The sequence below is a fragment of the Nonomuraea sp. NPDC049480 genome (genome assembly GCF_044465905.1).
GTDB lineage: Bacteria > Actinomycetota > Actinomycetes > Streptosporangiales > Streptosporangiaceae > Nonomuraea.
This window is the reverse complement of record NZ_JBITMD010000007.1, coordinates 336,130-354,096: the sequence shown is the minus strand read 5'-3', so window position 1 is coordinate 354,096 and position 17,967 is coordinate 336,130. Positions and strand designations below refer to the sequence as shown.

16 protein-coding genes and 1 pseudogene are annotated in these 17,967 nt (G+C 70.9%); 5 read left to right on the top strand and 12 right to left on the bottom strand.

Annotated features, from left to right (window positions below; genetic code table 11):
• Positions 1–19 precede the first annotated feature (19 nt).
• The 7 genes from ACIBX3_RS22845 to xylA all read right to left on the bottom strand — a co-directional run bounded on the left by ACIBX3_RS22845 (position 20) and on the right by xylA (position 6,927).
• Entirely contained in the window at positions 20–748 is a 729-nt protein-coding gene (locus tag ACIBX3_RS22845; protein WP_397120004.1) for a glycosyltransferase family 2 protein, read from the bottom strand.
• 60 nt (positions 749–808) lie between these two features.
• On the bottom strand, positions 809–1,336 hold the full coding sequence (locus ACIBX3_RS22840; RefSeq protein WP_397120002.1) for an AAA family ATPase: 528 nt from the start codon (positions 1,334–1,336) through the stop codon (positions 809–811).
• On the bottom strand, positions 1,333–2,934 hold the full coding sequence (gene lysS / locus ACIBX3_RS22835; RefSeq protein ID WP_397120000.1) for a lysine--tRNA ligase: 1,602 nt from the start codon (positions 2,932–2,934) through the stop codon (positions 1,333–1,335). Before lysS ends, ACIBX3_RS22840 begins: the two co-directional genes overlap by 4 nt.
• Positions 2,935–2,995: 61 nt before the next feature.
• Positions 2,996–3,853 (bottom strand): hypothetical protein, encoded by an 858-nt coding sequence (locus ACIBX3_RS22830; protein ID WP_397119998.1) that lies wholly within the window; start codon positions 3,851–3,853, stop codon positions 2,996–2,998.
• A gap of 85 nt (positions 3,854–3,938) precedes the next feature.
• On the bottom strand, positions 3,939–5,039 hold the full coding sequence (locus tag ACIBX3_RS22825) for a Gfo/Idh/MocA family protein (RefSeq protein WP_397119996.1): 1,101 nt from the start codon (positions 5,037–5,039) through the stop codon (positions 3,939–3,941).
• Positions 5,036–5,779: a sugar phosphate isomerase/epimerase family protein gene (locus tag ACIBX3_RS22820; RefSeq protein WP_397119994.1), complete on the bottom strand. Its 744-nt coding sequence runs from the start codon at positions 5,777–5,779 to the stop codon at positions 5,036–5,038. Before ACIBX3_RS22820 ends, ACIBX3_RS22825 begins: the two co-directional genes overlap by 4 nt.
• Positions 5,776–6,927, bottom strand: coding sequence for a xylose isomerase (gene xylA / locus ACIBX3_RS22815; protein ID WP_397119992.1), 1,152 nt, complete (start codon positions 6,925–6,927; stop codon positions 5,776–5,778). Before xylA ends, ACIBX3_RS22820 begins: the two co-directional genes overlap by 4 nt.
• A 115-nt stretch (positions 6,928–7,042) precedes the next feature.
• On the opposite strand from xylA, the gene ACIBX3_RS22810 reads away from it, so the two are divergent.
• Together ACIBX3_RS22810 and ACIBX3_RS22805 are read left to right on the top strand one after the other, a co-directional pair.
• A complete protein-coding gene (locus tag ACIBX3_RS22810; protein WP_397119990.1) occupies positions 7,043–8,155 on the top strand; it encodes an ROK family protein in 1,113 nt (370 codons plus the stop codon).
• 19 nt (positions 8,156–8,174) lie between these two features.
• On the top strand, positions 8,175–8,612 hold the full coding sequence (locus ACIBX3_RS22805; protein ID WP_397119988.1) for a GNAT family N-acetyltransferase: 438 nt from the start codon (positions 8,175–8,177) through the stop codon (positions 8,610–8,612).
• On the opposite strand, the gene ACIBX3_RS22800 is transcribed toward ACIBX3_RS22805, so the two are convergent.
• The 3 genes and pseudogenes from ACIBX3_RS22800 to ACIBX3_RS22790 all read right to left on the bottom strand — a co-directional run bounded on the left by ACIBX3_RS22800 (position 8,606) and on the right by ACIBX3_RS22790 (position 11,044).
• The gene (locus tag ACIBX3_RS22800; RefSeq protein WP_397119986.1) at positions 8,606–9,121 is read right to left on the bottom strand and encodes a DinB family protein; all 516 of its coding nucleotides are present in this window, start codon (positions 9,119–9,121) and stop codon (positions 8,606–8,608) included. The two genes, ACIBX3_RS22805 and ACIBX3_RS22800, sit on opposite strands and share 7 nt — an antisense overlap.
• A 77-nt stretch (positions 9,122–9,198) precedes the next feature.
• A pseudogene (locus ACIBX3_RS22795) lies at positions 9,199–9,273 on the bottom strand (hypothetical protein); the annotation flags it as partial.
• 46 nt (positions 9,274–9,319) lie between these two features.
• Positions 9,320–11,044 (bottom strand): PQQ-dependent sugar dehydrogenase, encoded by a 1,725-nt coding sequence (locus ACIBX3_RS22790; RefSeq protein ID WP_397119984.1) that lies wholly within the window; start codon positions 11,042–11,044, stop codon positions 9,320–9,322.
• Between the two features lie 127 nt (positions 11,045–11,171).
• Between ACIBX3_RS22790 and ACIBX3_RS22785 the strand changes: the two genes are divergently transcribed.
• The gene (locus ACIBX3_RS22785; RefSeq protein WP_397119982.1) at positions 11,172–11,828 is read left to right on the top strand and encodes a class I SAM-dependent DNA methyltransferase; all 657 of its coding nucleotides are present in this window, start codon (positions 11,172–11,174) and stop codon (positions 11,826–11,828) included.
• An 82-nt stretch (positions 11,829–11,910) separates the two neighbouring features.
• On the top strand, positions 11,911–12,654 hold the full coding sequence (locus ACIBX3_RS22780) for an endonuclease/exonuclease/phosphatase family protein (RefSeq protein WP_397119980.1): 744 nt from the start codon (positions 11,911–11,913) through the stop codon (positions 12,652–12,654).
• 29 nt (positions 12,655–12,683) lie between these two features.
• On the opposite strand, the gene ACIBX3_RS22775 is transcribed toward ACIBX3_RS22780, so the two are convergent.
• Positions 12,684–13,712: a WXG100 family type VII secretion target gene (locus ACIBX3_RS22775; RefSeq protein ID WP_397119978.1), complete on the bottom strand. Its 1,029-nt coding sequence runs from the start codon at positions 13,710–13,712 to the stop codon at positions 12,684–12,686.
• Positions 13,713–14,313: 601 nt separating this feature from the next.
• Here ACIBX3_RS22775 and ACIBX3_RS22770 point away from each other — a divergent pair.
• Entirely contained in the window at positions 14,314–14,907 is a 594-nt protein-coding gene (locus ACIBX3_RS22770) for a TetR/AcrR family transcriptional regulator (RefSeq protein ID WP_397119976.1), read from the top strand.
• Positions 14,908–15,081: 174 nt separating this feature from the next.
• Here the strand turns inward: ACIBX3_RS22770 and ACIBX3_RS22765 are convergent, their stop codons facing one another.
• The gene (locus tag ACIBX3_RS22765; protein WP_397119974.1) at positions 15,082–17,889 is read right to left on the bottom strand and encodes a BTAD domain-containing putative transcriptional regulator; all 2,808 of its coding nucleotides are present in this window, start codon (positions 17,887–17,889) and stop codon (positions 15,082–15,084) included.
• Between the last annotated feature and the right edge of the window lie 78 nt (positions 17,890–17,967).

Genomic DNA, 17,967 nt, shown 5'->3' with positions numbered 1-17,967 from the left:
TGTCCGAGGATGTCATCCCCTATTTGGCGAGCGCCACCTGAGTCTGCGGCGTCGTGGCGGGCCCGTGCGCACGCTCGCGCACGATCGTCTTGAGCACGCGCCAGCCGTCGCGCACGGCGTTGAGGTTGCTCGTGCCGTGGATGCGGCAGCGCTCGTGACTGGGGACCTCGCTGATGAGGAGGCCGGCCTGAGCGGCGCGGATGTTCATCAGCGTCTCGATCTCGAAACCGTCGCAATCGAGGTCCAGGGCCTCCAGGTGGCGCGCCCAGAAGGCGTTGTAGCCGTAGCAGAGGTCGGTGTAGCGCGTTCCAAAAAGTACGTTGGTCAGCCCGGTGAGGACCTTGTTGCCGAGTGAGCGCCACGGGCTGAGGTCGTCGGAGCCGCCGCCGGGCGTGTACCTGGAGCCCTTGGCGAAGTCGGCGCCGGCGAGCAGCGTGTCGACGAAGGCCCGGATCTCGCGGCCGTCGGTGGAGCCGTCGGCGTCGATCATCACGATGATGTCGCCCGTGGCGGCCTGGAAGCCCTCGATGAGCGCGTTGCCCTTGCCTCGTCTGGTCTGTACGACGACCCGCAGGTCGGGACGCAGTCTCCGCGCGACGGCGACGGTGTCGTCGGCCGAGTTGCCGTCGACGAGGATCACCTCGTCGATCCAGTCGGGCAGTGTGGCGAAGACATGGGGGAGGTTATCGGCCTCGTTCATCGCGGGAACGATGACACTTACGCAGGCGGCGGAGGACTGCTCGTTCATGGTGTCAAGGTCCTCCTGCACACATGCAGCACACTTGACAGTTCCTTGAATCGTCGCAGGTCATCCGGCCCTGGACTCTTCCGCCCTGGCGATGATCTCGTCCACGGTCAGGTCGGGGGTCTGCCGGGAGGTGTCCAGCCACAGCCCGAGGCGGGGGGTCTCGCGGCGCAGCGCCTCGTCCAGCCGCGCCACCGTCCAGTCCCCGTAGCCGGTCTTGGCGCGCTCCTGCTCCCGGCGCTCCACCGTCGCCGCGTCGGGGGCGAGCACGACGACGTGGAGGGGGCGGGTGCGGATCCACTTGGTGAAGAGCTCCAGGTCCGGGCCGAGCACGACGTCCTGAACGATCGCGGTGAAGCCGGCCTCGGCGTACAGGTCCGCGACGTTCGCCGCGATCCGGTAACGGAGGTGGAGCTGGCGGACCGCCTCGCCGGTCTCCTCCGGCGTCATGTCGGCGCGGCCGGAGACCACCATGCGGCGGAACGCGTCGCCGCGTACGTGGGCGGCCCGCGGCAGCCGCTCGGCCAGGGCCTGGGCCACGGTGGACTTGCCCGAGGCCGAGATGCCGGTGATCAGTACGACGCCCTTCACGCGCCTACCAGCTTTCTCACCCGGTCGGCGCCCACGGCCAGCAGGAGCGTGGGCAGCCTCGGGCCCGTGTCGCGGCCGACGAGCAGCCGGTAGAGGAGGGCGAAGAAGTCCCGCTGGGCCGCCTTGAGCTCCGGGGTGGGCGCGGCGTCGGCCGTCAGCCCGGCCTGGCGCTTCGGCACGCCGTACACGAGCGTGGTCAGCCCGTCGAGCGACCAGTCGTCGAGGCCGTCGGCCAGCAGTCGCAGCGCCTCGCGCTCGCCCGGGCCGAGCGAGTCGAGCAGCTCTTCGTCGGGCGACTCGCGCACGCGCGTGCGCTGGTCGGCGGGCAGATGAGTGTCCACCCAGCGCTGCGCCCGGTCCAGGCGCGGGCGGGCCGCGTCGAGGTCGCCGATGCCGTCGAGGTCGCGCAGGATGCGCAGGGTCTGCTCGGCGTGGCCGGTCGTGATGTCCACGATGGAGGCCAGCGTCCGGTAGGGGACGGGACGCGGGGTGACCGGCAGCGGGCCCTCGGCAGTCCTGACCGCGCGGTCGTACGCGGCCCGCTCGGCGGGCTGGCCCTGGTCCGCGTCGATCTTGCGGCTCAGGGCGTCCCACTCGTCGTAGAGCCGGTGGATCTCCTGGTCAAAGGCGATCTTGAAGGACTGGGCAGGCCGGCGACGGGCGTACAGCCAGCGCAGCACCGGCGCCTCCATGATCTCCAGCGCGTCGGCCGGGGTCGGCACGTCGCCCTTGGAGCTGCTCATCTTGGCCATGCCGGTGATGCCGACGAACGCGTACATGGGGCCGATGGGCTGCTGCCCGCCGAACACATCGGTCACGATCCTGCCGCCGACGGTCCACGCCGAGCCCGGGGAGTGATGGTCGACGCCGGACGGCTCGAAGATCACGCCCTCGTACGCCCACCGCATCGGCCAGTCGACCTTCCACACCAGCTTGCCGTGGTCGTGCTCGGCCAGGCGCACGGTCTCGCCGAAGCCGCACTCGCAGGTGTAGGCCAGCTCGGTGGTCTCGTCGTCGTACGCCGTGACCGTCGTGAGGTCGCGCCCGCACAGGTCGCAGTACGGCTTGTACGGGAAGTAGTCCTCCACCTGCTTGGCCCGGTGCCGCGACAGCACTGCGTCGATCTTCGCCCGCTCGCGCACGGCCAGCAGGATCCGCTCGCGGTAGACGCCCGAGGTGTACTGCTCGGTCTGGCTGATCTCCCGGCAGCGCACGCCCAGCTCGGCCATGGCCTCGATCATGGGAGCCTTGAAGTGCTCGGCCCAGTTGGCGTGCGTGCTGCCCGGAGGGGCGGGCACCGCGGTCAGCGGCTTGCCGATGTGCTCGGCCCACGACGGGTCGACGCCCGCGGGAACCCTGCGGAAGCGGTCGTAGTCGTCCCAGGACAGCAGGTGCACGCACTCGACGCCGCGCCGCCGGATCTCGTCGGCGACCAGGTGGGGGGTCATGATCTCGCGCAGGTTGCCCAGGTGGATCGGTCCCGACGGGCTCAGGCCCGAGGCGCAGACCACGGGTTTTCCTGGCGCGCGCCTCTCCGCCTCGGAGATCACTTCGTCCGCGAACCTGGAGACCCAGTCGGTCTCGGAACTTTCCACCATCGCGCCATTCTCGCGGCTCGGCCTGGTTCAGGCGAACCGATTGGGGTGACGCGTCCAGGGGCTATTCGCCGAGCTCGTTGTCGAGCCGGGTGCTCATGGCCGCCATGGCCGGGTGGAAATCCTTGCCGCACTCGAGGTCGTCGAGCGCCGTCTTGATCTCGCGCTTCAGTATCGCCTGCTTCTCGCCTTCGGTGAGGCCTGTCGGGAAGTTCCCCGTCCCGGTCTCCGGGTCGAAAGCGGGGATCGTCTTGTCCTCTTTGCGCGCCAGCTCGTGCAGTTCCTTGGAGAACAGCAGAAAACCCCAGTCCCGCATGGCCGTGGGCGTGGTGGCGCCGATCCGGTAGCCCTTGGTCGTCATGCAGTCGGCCATGGCCGCTGCCTGCTCGACGAGCTCCGGGTCGCCGTCGAGCGCCCGCTTCTTGCGCGTTTCGAGGTCCTTGTCGTGTCTTCGCGACCACTCCTCGGGCGACCTCACGTCCTCGCCGGTGATCTGCTTGATGGCTTGGACGTGGCACTTCTCGCCCTGGATCGCGTAGGCCTTGCGCTGGGCGGGCGAGAGGTCCTTCACGATCTTGTAGTTGGGGTTCCGCGGCTGGTCTCCCTGCGCCCCGTCGCGCGGGTGGACGAGAACGGACACGATGCCGAAGCCGTGCTCGGCGCGGTAGGCCTTCATGACCGCGTAGTCGGTGGAGGCTCGCATCTTGTCCTCCTCCGTCATGGGGGGCTCGGGAGGGGTCCACGCGACGTACTTGAAGCCCTTCTCCTTCATGCAGTCGGCTTTGGCGCCGTCTATCTCCCGGTACACGTCCCGGGCGTGGGACGGCGAGGGCGCCGGCGGCGCGGGGGTGGTGGCTGAGGTGCTCCCGCACGCGGCGGCGACGACGGACAGCGCCGCCAGAGCCAATGATCTCTTGGGCATGGCCCAGAACCATACTCCGTTGAACGGATTATGGTCAATCGGTGACACGGCGGCGCCGGCCGTGTCCGGCGCCGCCGTCAGGAGGTCACAGCGTGCCGGAGTACGGATCCCATTCGGCGGGCAGCGGCTCCGGACTGGCCAGAGTGGAGGCGATCGGGCGGAACTCCGCGTGCTCGCCCGAGTCCGCGATGGCGGCCATGAGCTCCAGCACGTGGTACGCCAGCTCGCCCGACGCCCGGTGCGGCGTCCCGGCGCGAAGTGACCTGGCCATGTCCAGGACACCGATGCCGCGCTCCGCCGTGGTGCCGGACACCGGCAGCTCCCGCCAGTCCGTGTCGTGGAGGCCTCGGACCAGCAGCGGCCCGTGGAAGGTGTTGGGGTCGGGGAGTGAAAGGGCGCCCTCGGTCCCGATGATCTCGATCATCCTGCGGTTGACGGCCGAGTCGAAGCTGAACGTGGCCGCCGCCGTGGCCGTCCCGGGGAAGTCCAGCAGGGCGTTGACGTGGGTCGGCACGTCCACCGGGAAGATCTTCCCCTCCTTGGGCCCCGAGCCGACGACGCGCTGCTCGCGGGCCCTGCGGGTGCTCGCCGCCACGCGGGCGACCGGGCCGAGCAGGGACACCAGGGCGGTCAGGTAGTAGGGGCCGAGGTCGAAGAGGGGACCGCCGCCGGGCTGGTAGAAGAACTCGGGGTTGGGATGCCAGGACTCCGGGCCGAGGCTCTGCGTGGCGGCCGTGACGGCGACCGGCTCGCCGATCAGGCCCGAACGCAGGGCGTGCAGGGCGGACTGGAGCCCGGCGCCGAGGAAGGTGTCGGGAGCGCCGCCGACCCGCAGGCCGAGGTTGGCAGCCTCGGTCATGATCTTCGCGCCCTCGTCGGTGTCCATGGCGAGGGGCTTCTCGCCGTACACGTGCTTGCCGGCGCGCAGCGACTCCAGCGCGACGGCCGCGTGCGCGGACGGGATGGTGAGGTTGACGACGATCTCGACCTCGGGCAGGTCGAGCACCGCCCCGAGGGGGCCCGAGACGGGCACGCCGTGCTGGGCCGCGACGGCGGCGGCCCGCTCGGTGTCGAGGTCCGCGATGGCGATCACGCGCACGTCGGGGAAGGCGATGAGGTTGCGGAGGTATTGGCCACTGATGTTCCCGGCGCCGGCCAGGGCGACGCCGACGGGGCCGTTGCTCAAGAGGCCTCCAAGGAGGTGAGGTAAGCGTGGCTGTCCGCGAGGGCGGCGAAGATGTCGGTCGCGCACTCGTCAAGCTCGACGACCCGCCAGGCGTCCGGGGCGGCGGCGAGGATCTCGGGGACGGGCATGACGCCCTGGCCCACCGCGGTGTGCGGCTCGCCCTTGACCACCGGCCCGTCCTTGACGTGCAGCGCCAGTGTGCGCTCCGCGAGGCGGCCGAGCAGGGCGGGCACGTCGGCGCCGCCCACCGCCGCCCAGTAGGTGTCGATCTCCAGGAACACCTCGGGGGCGAGCAGGTCGGTCAGCACTTCGAGGGCGTGCCGGCCGTCGATCCGCGGCTCGATCTCCCACCAGTGGTTGTGGTAGCCGATGCGCATGCCGTGCCCGGCGGCCTGCTCGGCGAAACCGTTGAGCAAGTCCGCCGTGCGCTGGAGGCCGTCGCGCGTGGTGAACTCCTCGTGCGCGATGCCGCCCGGAATGATCACCAGGTCGGCGCCGACCGTGGCGATCGCGTCGAAGACCTCCGCGGGCTCCCCGCTGAGCAGCGCGTACGCGTGCGTACCCGACACGCTCAGCCCCAGGTCGTCGATCACCTGGCGGAAACCCTTGGGGTCGGTCGTGGGATCGAAGGGCTCCACGGCCCGGTAGCCGATCTCCGCGATGCGCCGCAGCACGGCGTCGCGGTCGGCGGCCAGCGGCTCTCTGACGGTGTAGAGCTGGACGCTGATCGGTTCCCTCATCCACGTACCCCCATGAGGTGCTCGAGCGCGAGCTGGTTGAGACGGGTGAAGTGGAAGCCGCGCAGGGCGGCCGCCTCGACGTCGAAGTCGTCCTTGGCCAGGTCCTGCCAGGTCTCGCCGGCGGCCAGGGTGGGCTGGGCCAGCTCGTCCACGCGGGAGTTGCGCAGGGCCTCCTGCACCTCGGGGTCCTGGCGGAACTTCGCGGCCTTGTCCTTGAGGATCAGGTAGGTGCGCATGTTGGCGGCGGCCGAGTCCCACACGTCCTGCGGGTCCTCGGTCCGCAGCGGCTTGTAGTCGAAGTGGCGGGGGCCGTCGTAGCCGTGGGTCTCCAGCAGGTCGACCAGGAAGAAGGCGCTCTTGAGGTCGCCGTGGCCGAAGATCAGGTCCTGGTCGTACTTCGGGCCGTGCTGGCCGTTGAGGTCGATGTGGAAGAGCTTGCCGTGCCACAGGGCCTGGGCGATGCCGTGGACGAAGTTGAGCCCGGCCATCTGTTCGTGGCCGACCTCCGGGTTGAGGCCCACCATCTCGGGGTGCTCCAGCTCGTTGATCAGACCCAGGGCGTGGCCGATCGTCGGGAGGAGGATGTCGCCGCGGGGCTCATTCGGCTTGGGCTCGAGGGCGAAGCGGATGTCGTAGCCCTTGTCGATCACGTACTGGCAGAGGAGGTCCAGGCCCTCCTTGTAGCGGTCGAGCGCGGCCTTGACGTCCTTGGCGGCGTCGGACTCGGCGCCCTCGCGGCCGCCCCAGCACACGTACGTCTTCGCGCCGAGCGAGGCGGCCAGGTCGAGGTTGCGCATGACCTTGCGCAGGGCGTAGCGGCGGACGTCGCGGTCGTTGCTGGTGAACGCGCCGTCCTTGAAGACCGGGTGGGTGAACAGGTTCGTGGTGGCCATCGGCACCTTCATGCCGGTCTCGTCCAGGGCCTTCCTGAACGCGGCGATGGCCTTCTCCCTGTCGGGCTCGACGGCGAGCAGGTCGTCGTCGTGGAACGTGACGCCGTGCGCGCCCAGCTCCGACAGCCGGTGGACGGTCTCGACCGGGTCGAGCGCCGGCCGGGAGGCGTCGCCGAACGGGTCGCGGGCCTGCCATCCCACGGTCCACAGGCCGAAGGTGAAGCGGTCGTCTGGGGTCGGGGTGAATGCGGACATTTGCCAGCGCTCCTTTATATGGAACTTCATGCGAGTTGGGTTCTTTAGTCCATAATCTGTACATAATCCTGAGGAGGTGGACAGGGTGCCGTCAAGAGGTGTCCGGCATGATTCCATGCGCGCCCGTAACCTGGCCGTAGTACTCGATGCCATCCACCGAACAGGACCTCACACCCGGGCCGCGCTGGCCGAGATGACCGGGCTGACCAAGACCACCGTGTCCAGCCTGGTCGCCGACCTGCTGGAAGCCGGGGCGGTGACCGAGAGCGGCGCCGTGCGGGGCGGCGAGCGTGGACGTCCCGGAGTGGCGGTGAGCCTGAGCGGCCACCGGGTGGCCACGCTCGGGCTGGAGATCAACATCGACTACCTGGCCGCCTGCGTCGTCGACCTCACCCGCACCGTACGGCTGCGCGGCACCCGGCCGGCCGACAACCGCAACTCCAACCCGGCCGACATCCTGCAGCGGCTGCGCGACCTCGTGAAGGAGACCACCGCCGAGGCCGAGGAGTCCGGGCTGCGGATCATCGGCGCCGCCCTCGCCGTGCCGGGGACCGTGGAGGGCGGGGTGCTGCGCAGCGCGCCGCATCTCGGCTGGCGCGACGTTCGTGTGGCGGACCTGATCGACCTGCCGTTCGCGATCGACAACGAGGCCAACCTGGCCGCGCTGGGCGAGCTCTGGTTCGGCTCCCGCGCCTCGGACTTCCTGTACGTGTCCGGCGAGATCGGCATCGGGGCCGGGCTCGTCGTCGGCGGGACGGTGTTCCGGGGCACGTTCGGGCTGGCAGGGGAGCTCGGCCATGTGGTCGTCGTGCCCGACGGGCCCGCGTGCCGGTGCGGCGGGCGGGGCTGCCTGGAGGTGTACGCCGGCCAGGACGCGCTCCTCGGGCCCCTGGACTCGGTCGCCGCCCTGGCCGAGCGGCTGGAGTCGGGCGACCGGCGGGCGCTGGAGGCGTGCGCGCGGGCCGGGCACGCGCTGGGCGTGGCGCTCACCTCGGCGGTCCACCTGCTGGACCCCGGCAGGATCGTGCTCGGCGGGATCTTCGCGCCGCTCTTCCCCTGGCTCGAAGGGCCGGTGGCGGAAGGGCTCGGGGCCCGGCTCGGGCAGATGCGCGGCACGCCGCCCGCCCTGGTGGTGTCGGGGATCGGCGCGGACGCGGCGGTGCTGGGCGCGGCCGGGCTGATCATCCAGCGGATCATCGCCGACCCCGCCCAGTTGCTCAGCCTCTGACAGTTCGTACCATGTCGGCATGCTGATCGAGGAGCGGACGGCCGACGACGGGGAACTGGCCGAGCTGCTGGAGGCGGCGTTCGCGGAGCTGGTGGCCCGCTACGGGCTCGAGGGGCGGTCGCAGGTGCAGGCCGGGGCCAGGTTTCTCGTGGCGTCCGTGGACGGCCGGGCCGTCGGCTGCGGCGCCGTCCAACCCGTCGACGCCGTCACCGGGGAGCTCAAGCGGATGTACGTGGCCCCCGGCCACCGCGGCCGCGGGATCGCCAAGGCGCTGCTGTCGGCGCTGGAGGAGCTGGCTGCCGGAATGGGCTACCGGCGGCTGCGGCTGGCGACCGGTGTGCGGCAGCCCGAGGCCATCGCGATGTACGAGCGGTACGCGTACACGCTCACCGAGCCGTACGGCAAGTACGTGGATGCGCCGCTCACCCGTTGCTACCAGAAAACGCTGGCTCAGTAGTAACCCTTCTGGCCGTCCAGGAGCTCCCTGATGACGTCGGCGTGGCCGGCGTGCCTGGCGGTCTCCTCGACCATGTGGATCAGCATCCAGCGCAGGGTGCCGCCGGCGGAGCGGTAGTCGGGGTGCTTGCCCACGTCGTCCAGCGAATGGGCGGCGATGATCTCGTTGGACACCTGGCACTGGCGCTCGTACTCGTCGAGCAGCCGAGCCAGAGAGGCGCCCTCCACCCTCATGTCGGCGTCCTCGACAGTCTCGTCGAACGCCGGATTGCCGGCCGCATCGCGACCCAGGAACAGGACCTCGAACCAGCAGTGCTCGGTCCAGCGCACATGGGAGACCAGGCCCGCCATGGTCATGAGCGGCGAGCCGGGCAGGACGGGCCGGTGGGCGTCCTCCTCCGACAGTCCTTCGCACTTCCACTGGATGATCGCGCGCTGCATGTCGAGCCAGCCGACGAGCTGGGTGCGCTCGTCCGCGACGAGGGGAGGGCGTACACGGGGAATGGTCATACGGCCGGACGCTACTTCACCGGCCGTCGGCGTCGCACCGCGTTTTCGCGGCGCTCAGCGGTCGTGCCCGAGCCGGCTCAGGCCGCGCAGGCGGTCCCGTTGGCCGGCACGCGCAGGCGCAGCAGGTAGTCGTCGACCGCCTGCCGGGTGCAGGCCGTGCGCTGGTAGACGCCGTGCCCGGCGCCCTCGTACGTCGGCTCAGGGGCTGGTGCATTGGTAGCCGGAGGGCACCTGGCCGTTGCCGTTGGGGCGGCTGGCCTGGAAGCCGAACGTGGTGCTCTGGCCGGGCGCCAGCGTGCCGTTGTGCCCGGCGCCCCTGGCCGTGGCGGTCTGGCCGCTGACGGTCACCGTGGCGTTCCACGACCCGGTGACGGCATGGCCGCTGGGCAGCGTGAACGTGACCGTCCAGCCGTTGGCCGCGGAGGTGTCGTTGTTGGTGACGGTGACGGGCTGGATCACGTAGCCGTTCCCCCACTGCGTCTGCGTGGTCGCCGTCGCCGCGCATCCGCCGGTGGTCCCGCCCGCGGTGGTGGTGACCGTGACCGTGTCGGACACCGGGGAGAGGTTGTTCGCCGCGTCGCGGGCGCGTACCTGGTAGCGGTACGTGGTGCTCGCGGTCAGCCCCGTGTCGGTGTACGACGTGGTCGCCGAGGTGCCCACCTGCGTGAAGGCGCCGCCGGACGCGCCCGGCGCGCGCAGCACGTCGTAGCCGGTCACGCCGGTGTCGTCGGTCGAGGCCGCCCACGCCAGCGTGGTGCCGGCGGCGGTCGTGCCAGACGCGGCCAGATTGCCCGGCGCGGTCGGCGGCGTGGTGTCGTTCCCGCCCGTGGTGGCCGGCGGGACGCGGATGATGCGGTCGTCCTGGGCCACCGGCGTACCGCGGCCGTCCCGGTTGCTGGTCCCCACCCAGAGCCAGCCGTCCGGCCCGACCGCGACCGCGCGCAGCCGCCCGTAAGCACCCTGGAGTTCGGCGACCGGGGTCCCGGCCCCGCCGTTCGCGTTCAGGGGCACCGCCCAGAGCCGCTGACCGCGCAACGCCGCCGCGAAGAGCGTGTTGTTGGCGTACGCCAGCCCGCTCGGCGACGCCTGGGCGGTCGTCCAGGTGACGATCGGGTTGCGGAAGGAGGTGTTGCCACAGGTGCCCTCGCACGTGGGCCAGCCGTAGTTGCCGCCCGCGACGATCTGGTTGACCTCGTCCCAGGTGTTCTGGCCGAACTCGGTGGCGTACATCCTGCCCTGGGAGTCCCACGCGAGACCCTGCACGTTGCGGTGGCCGTAGCTGTAGACCCGGGATCCCGCGAACGGGTTGTCCGACGGGATCCCGCCGGTGGGCGTCATGCGCAGGATCTTCCCTGCCGGGCTGTTGAGGTTCTGGGCGTTGGCGGTGTTGGCGGCGTCGCCGGTGGCCACGTACAGCATGCCGTCCGGCCCGAACGCGATCCGGCCGCCGTCGTGAATGGTGGCGCTCGGCACCCCGGAGAAGATCACCGTCTGTGTCTGCGGGGCGCTCGGCTGGAACCTGACCAGCCGGTTGTCCCCGCTGGTGCTGGTGAAGTAGGCGTACACCCAGCCGTCCCGCGCCGCGATGCCGAGCAGACCGCTTTCACCCGAGGCGCTCACCCCGCTGATGGTGGCCACCTGGGTGGGCGTCTGGCCCGGACGTACCTGGAGGATCCGTCCCGTGTTCCGCTCGGAGACCAGCGCGCTGCCGTCCGGCAGGAACGTCAGACCCCACGGAACCTGCAGGCCGGTGACGGACACCTCCGCCCTGGAGAAGTCGAACCCGCCGGTCACCTGGGCGCGGGCTTCGGGAGCGCTGATGACGAGTGCGAGCAGAGCCAAGATCAGGGCCGGGATGACGCGGGCGCGCATGACGGACTCCTCGTCCGGATCGCCGTGTGCCGACCCCAGCACCGTAGGCATGGGGAGGGCCTGACCTCAATCTTCGTGATCAGCAGGACATACCTACCTGCGAAGACAGTGTCGTATGTGCTGAAACTTTCAATATCACGCAAAAACCGCGCCCCATCATGTCCTAGCATGGCGGCTCGTGATCGAACCGGACTACCTCACCGCCACCCGCACCGGCTACGACGCCGCCGTCGTCCCCTACGCCGAACTCGTTCGCGAGAAATTCTTCGCGAATCCGCTCCACCACGCGATGATCTCGGTCTTCGCCGAGCTGGTCCGGACCGGCGGCGACGGCCTGGTGGCGGACGTGGGATGCGGCCCCGGTCACATCACCGCCCATCTCCACTCCCTCGGCGTCACGGCCTTCGGCGTCGACCTGTCGCCCGAGATGATCGCGCTGGCCCGCGAGACCCATCCCGAGCTGCGCTTCGAGGTCGGGCTGATGAACGCGCTCGACGTGGAGGACGCCTCCCTGGCCGGGGTGCTCGCCAACTACTCGATCATCCACACGCCGCCCGAGCGTCTCCCGGAAACCCTCGCCGAGTTCCACCGCGTGCTCGCACCCGGTGGGCACCTGCTCCTCGCGTTCCAGGCGTACGACGGTTCCGGCGAGCTGGCGGAGGCGTTCGACCACAAGGTGTCCCTGGCCTACCGATATTCGCCGGACGGAGTGGTGGAGCTCCTGCGCGAGGCGGGGCTCACCGAGGTGGCGCGCCTGGTGATCGCCCCGGGCGAAGACCCCATGCGCGGCTTCCCCCAGGCCCACCTGCTCACCCGCCGCCCGGACGAGGGCTGACCGCCTCGGACGGGAAGAGGGGACGGGCGCGATGAGGATAAGCGCCCATTTTCTCGCTCTTGCCTCGATAGTGTTGTTGACCATGGCTGCTGAGGCGAGCATGAGGTTCGGCCCGGTCCGCGAGCTGGCCGGGCAGGTGGACGATGCGGGCACCGCCGTGAAACAGGGACGCGACGCCCTGGCGGGCGGGCCGGGCGCCGTCACGTACGTGCCGGTGCCCGGCGTGCCGGGATCCAACGCGTTCGGCAACACGTCCAAGGCGACGACGGCGGGGTCCGCGCACGCGGAGGTGCAAGCGGCCGCCGGCTCCCTCGCGGAGGTGCTCATCGGCGTGCTGGGCTCCGACGCCGACCGGCTGCGCAAGGTCGTCAAGGCGTTCAAGGAGCTCGACGACGAAATCGCCGACCGGCTCTTCGCGGGCGCCGGCCGGGGCTTCGACGTCTACAGCGCCCACGTCCACAGCCACGGACTGCACGAGTACGACGACTTCGTCCGGACCGGACAGATCGACAAACTCCACGATGCGATGAACACCGGGCCGTCGCTCCTGGGCGGCGACCTCAACGTCGTCACCAACAACGGCGACAATCCGAAGAACAACTCCTCGGGCGACGCCGTCAACGCCTTCACCCAGGAGGGCTACACGGTCTACTCGGGCGCGGTCAACGACAACGGCGACATCGTCGGCACCTCGCCGTCCGGCACCCGCATCGACCACGTGGCAGGCTCGGGCGCGTTCACCATGGACCAGCAGCCGACCCTGGCGGACGGGGCCACCTCCGACCACGACGGCCAGGTCGTCGACGTGCAGGTGCCGGACTGGTAAGACGTGCGGGTGCGCGGCTGGTGGACCGCTCACCGCGGCTTGATCTGGACCTCCGTCCTGGCGGCGGAGCGGCCCTCGCCGTCATCGATCTCGCGATCGCCCCCGCCGGGCTGGTTCGCGGGCAACGTGATCTCGCCGCCGTCGGCGTCGAGCTTGACGCGGTCGCTGCCTTCCGTGCCCGAGATGACGTCGCCTTCCCGGACGAGTACGGCGTTTCCGAACGACGCGTTCATGACGTCGCCGATGATGGGCCAATCGTCGTTGGCGTGGTACTTCTTGCTCGCCTCTTCGTACCTGACGTCCCAGTTGTCGCCCGTACGGCTTTCGAGCTCCTCCTCGAGGTCCGCGATGTCGTGCGCGAAGACCTCCTGCACCGTGGCGATGTCGGCGTTCTGGCCGGTGATCGCCTGCGCGATGTCGTCGATGTCCTCGGAGTCGGTGCCGGCCGAGTCGCCCGGGGAGTTGCCCGCGCCCTGGCCGATGTTGAGGTTGACCAGGCGTACTGTGCGGGGCTTCCACTGCTCGCTGATCAGATCGAACTGCTGACGGTAGAAATCCAGGTCCTGTCGCTTCTCCTCGAGCACCGTGTCCACGCGCGAGCGGATTTCGTTCGCCACGCTGATCGCGCCGTTGACCAGGCTCGTCTGGCCGGCGTCCTTCGGCTGGAACGTCACTCCCTGGGCGTCCGTGGTCGACGGCACCGCGTTGAGCTTCCCGCGCTCCTCGTCGAGGAGTCCCTGCTGCACCCGGAGCGTCGTGGCCGTCAGGTCGAGCACCTGCGCGACGTTGTCCGCCCACGCGCCGGCTCGCTCGACGTCGTCTGTCAGCCGCTTGCGGTAGCGGTTGAACGCGTCCGCGGTGTCCCCCGTCCAGTGCTCATTGGAGAACACGTTCCGGGCCGCGTCGTTGATCTTCCCCTCCGCGCCGCGCAACTTCGAGCCGAGGCTCCGCCAGGTGCCGGCCAGCAGCTCCAGCCGCGCCGGGTCTGCTCGCAGATCCCACACGTCGGAGGTCGCGATGGGGGCTTGGCTCGTCTCACTCTTCGGCTCGGGTGCCATGAACGTCACCTTTACATCAAGGCCTCACAAGTCGCAAGATCGTATGTTCGGGCGAGAGCGCACCCGGCCTGCGCGCTCCCCTGTGATCCGTCTCCACCTCGGGCGGATGCCTCGATGGGTGGCTCCGGTCACTGAGAGATACGCGGGACAGGGAAGGGAGGTTCATGGCAGCGCGCAAGATTTGCTCGGCTCCCGCCGGCGGCTCCTCGCCCGCCCCCGCACCGTCGCAGGCATCCTGCAGCTGCTGTTCGCGCTCGCCTTTCTGATCGTCCCGATCGGCGGCGTCTTCTACGGCGCCGACGTCCAGGCCGCGGCCGAGGCCGAGCTCGTCAGGCAGGGCCTGTCGCCCACCGCCCTGACCGAGAAGGGCGTCCGCTTCGACGAGAGCGGCAGCGCGTCTTCGACGCGATCGAAGCGAGCGGCGCCTATCCCGCTGGCACCTGGCCCTGTCCGACGGCCGCATGTTCTTCACACCGCTGGCGTCGTCGGCGATCATAGTCCTGCTCCTGCTGCCGTCCGCCCGCGCTTACTTCCGCAAGTGACCCGCCTGGCGCCATGTCAAGACGGACCGTCCCGTCTCGGGTGCGCTAAGCTGTTTCCCATGCCGAAGCAGCCCGATCCCACGCGCCGCAGCGAGAGTTCCCGGCAGGCCATCCTCGCCGCCACCCGCGAACTGCTCTCCGACGTGGATTACGCCAAGCTGTCGATCGAGGCCATCGCCGCCCGGGCCGGAGTGGGCAAGCAAACGATCTACCGCTGGTGGCCCTCCAAGGGCGCGGTCGTCTTCGACGCCTTCCTGGCGCTCAGCGAGTCCGGCACGGAGCAGGGCATCGCGCTGCCGGACACAGGCGACATCGAGGCTGATCTCAAGGTCGTCATGCGGGCGACGGTGGCCGAGTTCGCCGATCCGGTGTTCGAGGCGCCGATCCGAGCGCTCAACATCGAGATCATCAACGATCCCGGCCTCGCCGCCCAATACCACGAGAAGCTGGCCCACCCCCTCGACGAGGCCAAGAAGACCCGGCTGCGCAGTGCGCAGCGGGCCGGCCAGATCGCCGCCGACGCCGACCTCGACCTGGCGCTCGAACTGCTGTACGCGCCCCTCTACCAGCGCTGGCTGCACCGCTCGGGACCCCTCACCCCCGAATACGCCGACGCCCTCGTCGACCTCGTACTCAAAGCACTGCGCCCATGAATCGGCGATCTCCCTGTTCATCTGATCACGGTCATGCGGTCGAGCCGTCCATCAGCATGTGCCGCGCGCGACTTCGGCCCCACCCTTGAGATCTGACGCTCCTGGCCCGTTCCTCCATGGTTGCCGAACCGCCGCCGGCGGGGGGCAGGTCAGCGTGGAGCGTCGTTCGCCGAGTCAGCGACCTCGGTGGAAGGCGTCGGCGGCCGGCCTGTCGATGATCGCCAGCTGGGTGTGGATCTGCTCGGCGGCGGAGGAGCCGAGGCCGGCGAGGAGGGCGTGGGCGTGGCGCCAGTGCTCGTGGGCGGCCGTGTGGTCGCCGGCGAGGTGGTGGCAGGCGCCGAGGTGGGCGAGGGTGCTGGCCTCGGCGTACGGGTCGCTGAACTCCTGGAACAGGTTCAGGGCCTGGCGGTAGCAGGGGACGGCCTCGGCGGGGTCGCCGAGTTGGAGGTGGGTTTCGGCGAGGCATGACCACGTGTGGGCCTCGTAGGGGCGGTTGCCGAGCTTCTGGTGCAGGATCAGGGCCTGTTCGCACAGGTCGAGGGCCTGGGCGCGGTTTCCCAGGCGGCCGTGGTGCCAGCCGAGTTCGGTGAGCGCGATGGCTTGGCCGACCTGGTCGCCCAGTTGCTCGAAGAGATCGTGGGCGCGGCGGGCGGCGTCGAGCGCGTCGGCCTCCCGGCCCTGGAGGGCGTACACGATGTCGCGGTGGTAGTGCGTCCACGCCTGGCCGGCGGGGTCGTCGCGTGATCGTTCCAGGGCGGCGTCGAGGTTGCGGTGGGCGTCGTCGAAGCGGCCCAGGTCGGCCAGCGCGAAGGCCATGTTGCGATACGCGCGGGCTTCTTCCACCGGGTCGCCCAGTCGCTGGGCGGCGGCCACGGCGGCGCTCTGGGCCTCGGCCCGGTCGTGCCAGAAGCCCTGCCCGTGCAGGAAGACGAACAACGCCCGCGCCAGCAGGCAGACCTGCGAGTCGAGGCCCAGGTCGGCGGCGAGGTTCAGGACGGCGAGCAGGGCCGGGCGCTCGGCCGCGAACCAGGCCATCGCCTCGTCGCGTCCGGCGAGGCCGGTTACGCAGACGCCCGGGCCCGGCGCGGAGGGGGCGATGGTCTCGACGTCTCCCTCCATGTCCCCGCCGAGCAGCCGCTGGGCGGCGTACGCGGTATGGACGTAGTGGTCCACGATGCGGTGCAGCGCGGCGTCCCGGTCCGCGTCGCGGGCCTCGCAGAGTTCGAAGGCGTACGCGCGCAGCAGGTCATGGCAGGAGTAGCGGCCCGGGGCGTGCTCGGTGAGCAGGTTGGCGCGGGACAGCTCGGCCAGCGGCGCCCGTACGCGTGAGGCCGGGACGCCCGCCAGGCTGGCGGCGGCGTCGATCGTGCTGCCGGGACCGGGATGCAGCCCGGCGACCAGCCGGAACAGCCGCGCCGCCGCGTCGCCGAGCGTCTCGTACGACCAGGAGAAGATCGCCCGTACGTCGACGGCACGGTCCAGCGCGCCGAGGGCGTCCCGGAGGTCGCCGGCGAGCGCGCCGAGCGGATGCGTGGGATGGATCGCGGCGCGGGCGGCGACGATCGCCAGCGCCAGCGGCAGGCCGGCGCAGCGGCGGACGATCTGTTCGGCGGCGGCGGGCTCGGCGGTGATCCGGTCCTGGCCGAGCCGGCGGGCCAGCAGCCGTCCGGCCTCGTCAGGGGGCAGCAGGTCGAGGGTGAGCGGGTGCGCGCCGTACGTCATGACCAGCCCGGCGAGGTGATCCCGGCTGGTGACCACCACCAGGCAGCCGGGTGTCCCGGGCAGCAGCGGGACGATCTGCTCGGCGTCGCGGGCGTTGTCCAGCAGCACCAGCATGCGCCGCCCGGCCATCAGGCTGCGGTAGAGCCCGGCCTGCGCGGCCAGGTCGTCCGGGACGCGATGCGGCGGCACCTGCAGCGCGTCGAGGAGCTCGCGGATGGCCGCCGCCGGTCGTACGGCCTCTCCTGACGGGTCGTATCCGCGCAGGGCGACGTACAGCTGGCCGTCCGGGAAGCGGTCGGCGACCCGGTGCGCCCAGTGCACGGCGAGCGTGGTCTTCCCGACGCCGGCCGTGCCGGCGATCACCGCGATCAGCGACGACCGGGACCTCGACTCGTGGGGCGGGCCGAGCAGCGCGTCCAGCGCCGCCAGCTCGGCCTCCCGTCCGGCGAACCCGTCGACGGCGGCGGGCAACTGCCTGGGCACCGCACGTCCGCCAGGCGGAGCACCGCCGGCCGGCACCGCAGGTCCGCCGGGAGGAGTGCCGCCGGCCAGCAGGTCGGCGTGGACCTGCCGCAGCTCGGGACTGGGATCGGCGCCGAGTTCCTCGGCGAGGCGCCGCCGGATCGTCTCATACCGCTCCAGTGCCTCGGCGGGGCGGCCGGCCGATTCCAGGACCCGCAGCAGCCGAGCCCAGAGGGGCTCCCGCAGCGGGTGCCGCTCCGTCAACTCGGCCAACCCGGTCGGGTCGGGATGCGATCCACTCGCCAGGTCCAGATCGATCCGCCGCTCCAGCGCGGCAAGGTACCGCTCCTGCAGTGCCGGGGCCACGGACTGCTCCAGCCAGTCCGATCCGATCTCCTCGAAGGGAGTGCCGCGCCACAGCGCCAGCGCGGCGGCCAGCCGGGACCGCTCTGCCGCCGGATCCGGTGCCGCCGCGGCCTCGTCGAGCAGGCGGCCGAAGCGCAGCGCGTCCACGTGGTCCGGCTCGGCCGCCAGCAGGTAGCCGCCCGGCCGGGCCGCGATCAACTCGGCGGCTCCCAGGGCGCGGCGCAGCCGCTTGACGTTCGTACGGACATTGGCCCGCGGGTCGCCGCGCGGATCCGTACCCCACACCGCGCTCGCCAGCCTGCCGGTCGGGACGATACGGCCCGCCGACATCGCCAGCACGGCCAGTAACGCGCGCAGCCGCCCGGCCGGCAGCTCGACCGGCCGCCCGGCCACCGAAACACGCAGCGGCCCGAGCAGTTCGACGGTCAGCACGCGGTTCGCACCCCTTCCCTGGACCGGCGGCGAGTTTCACCGGACTGACACCACTTTGCCACCGCGGGTCCGCCAAAC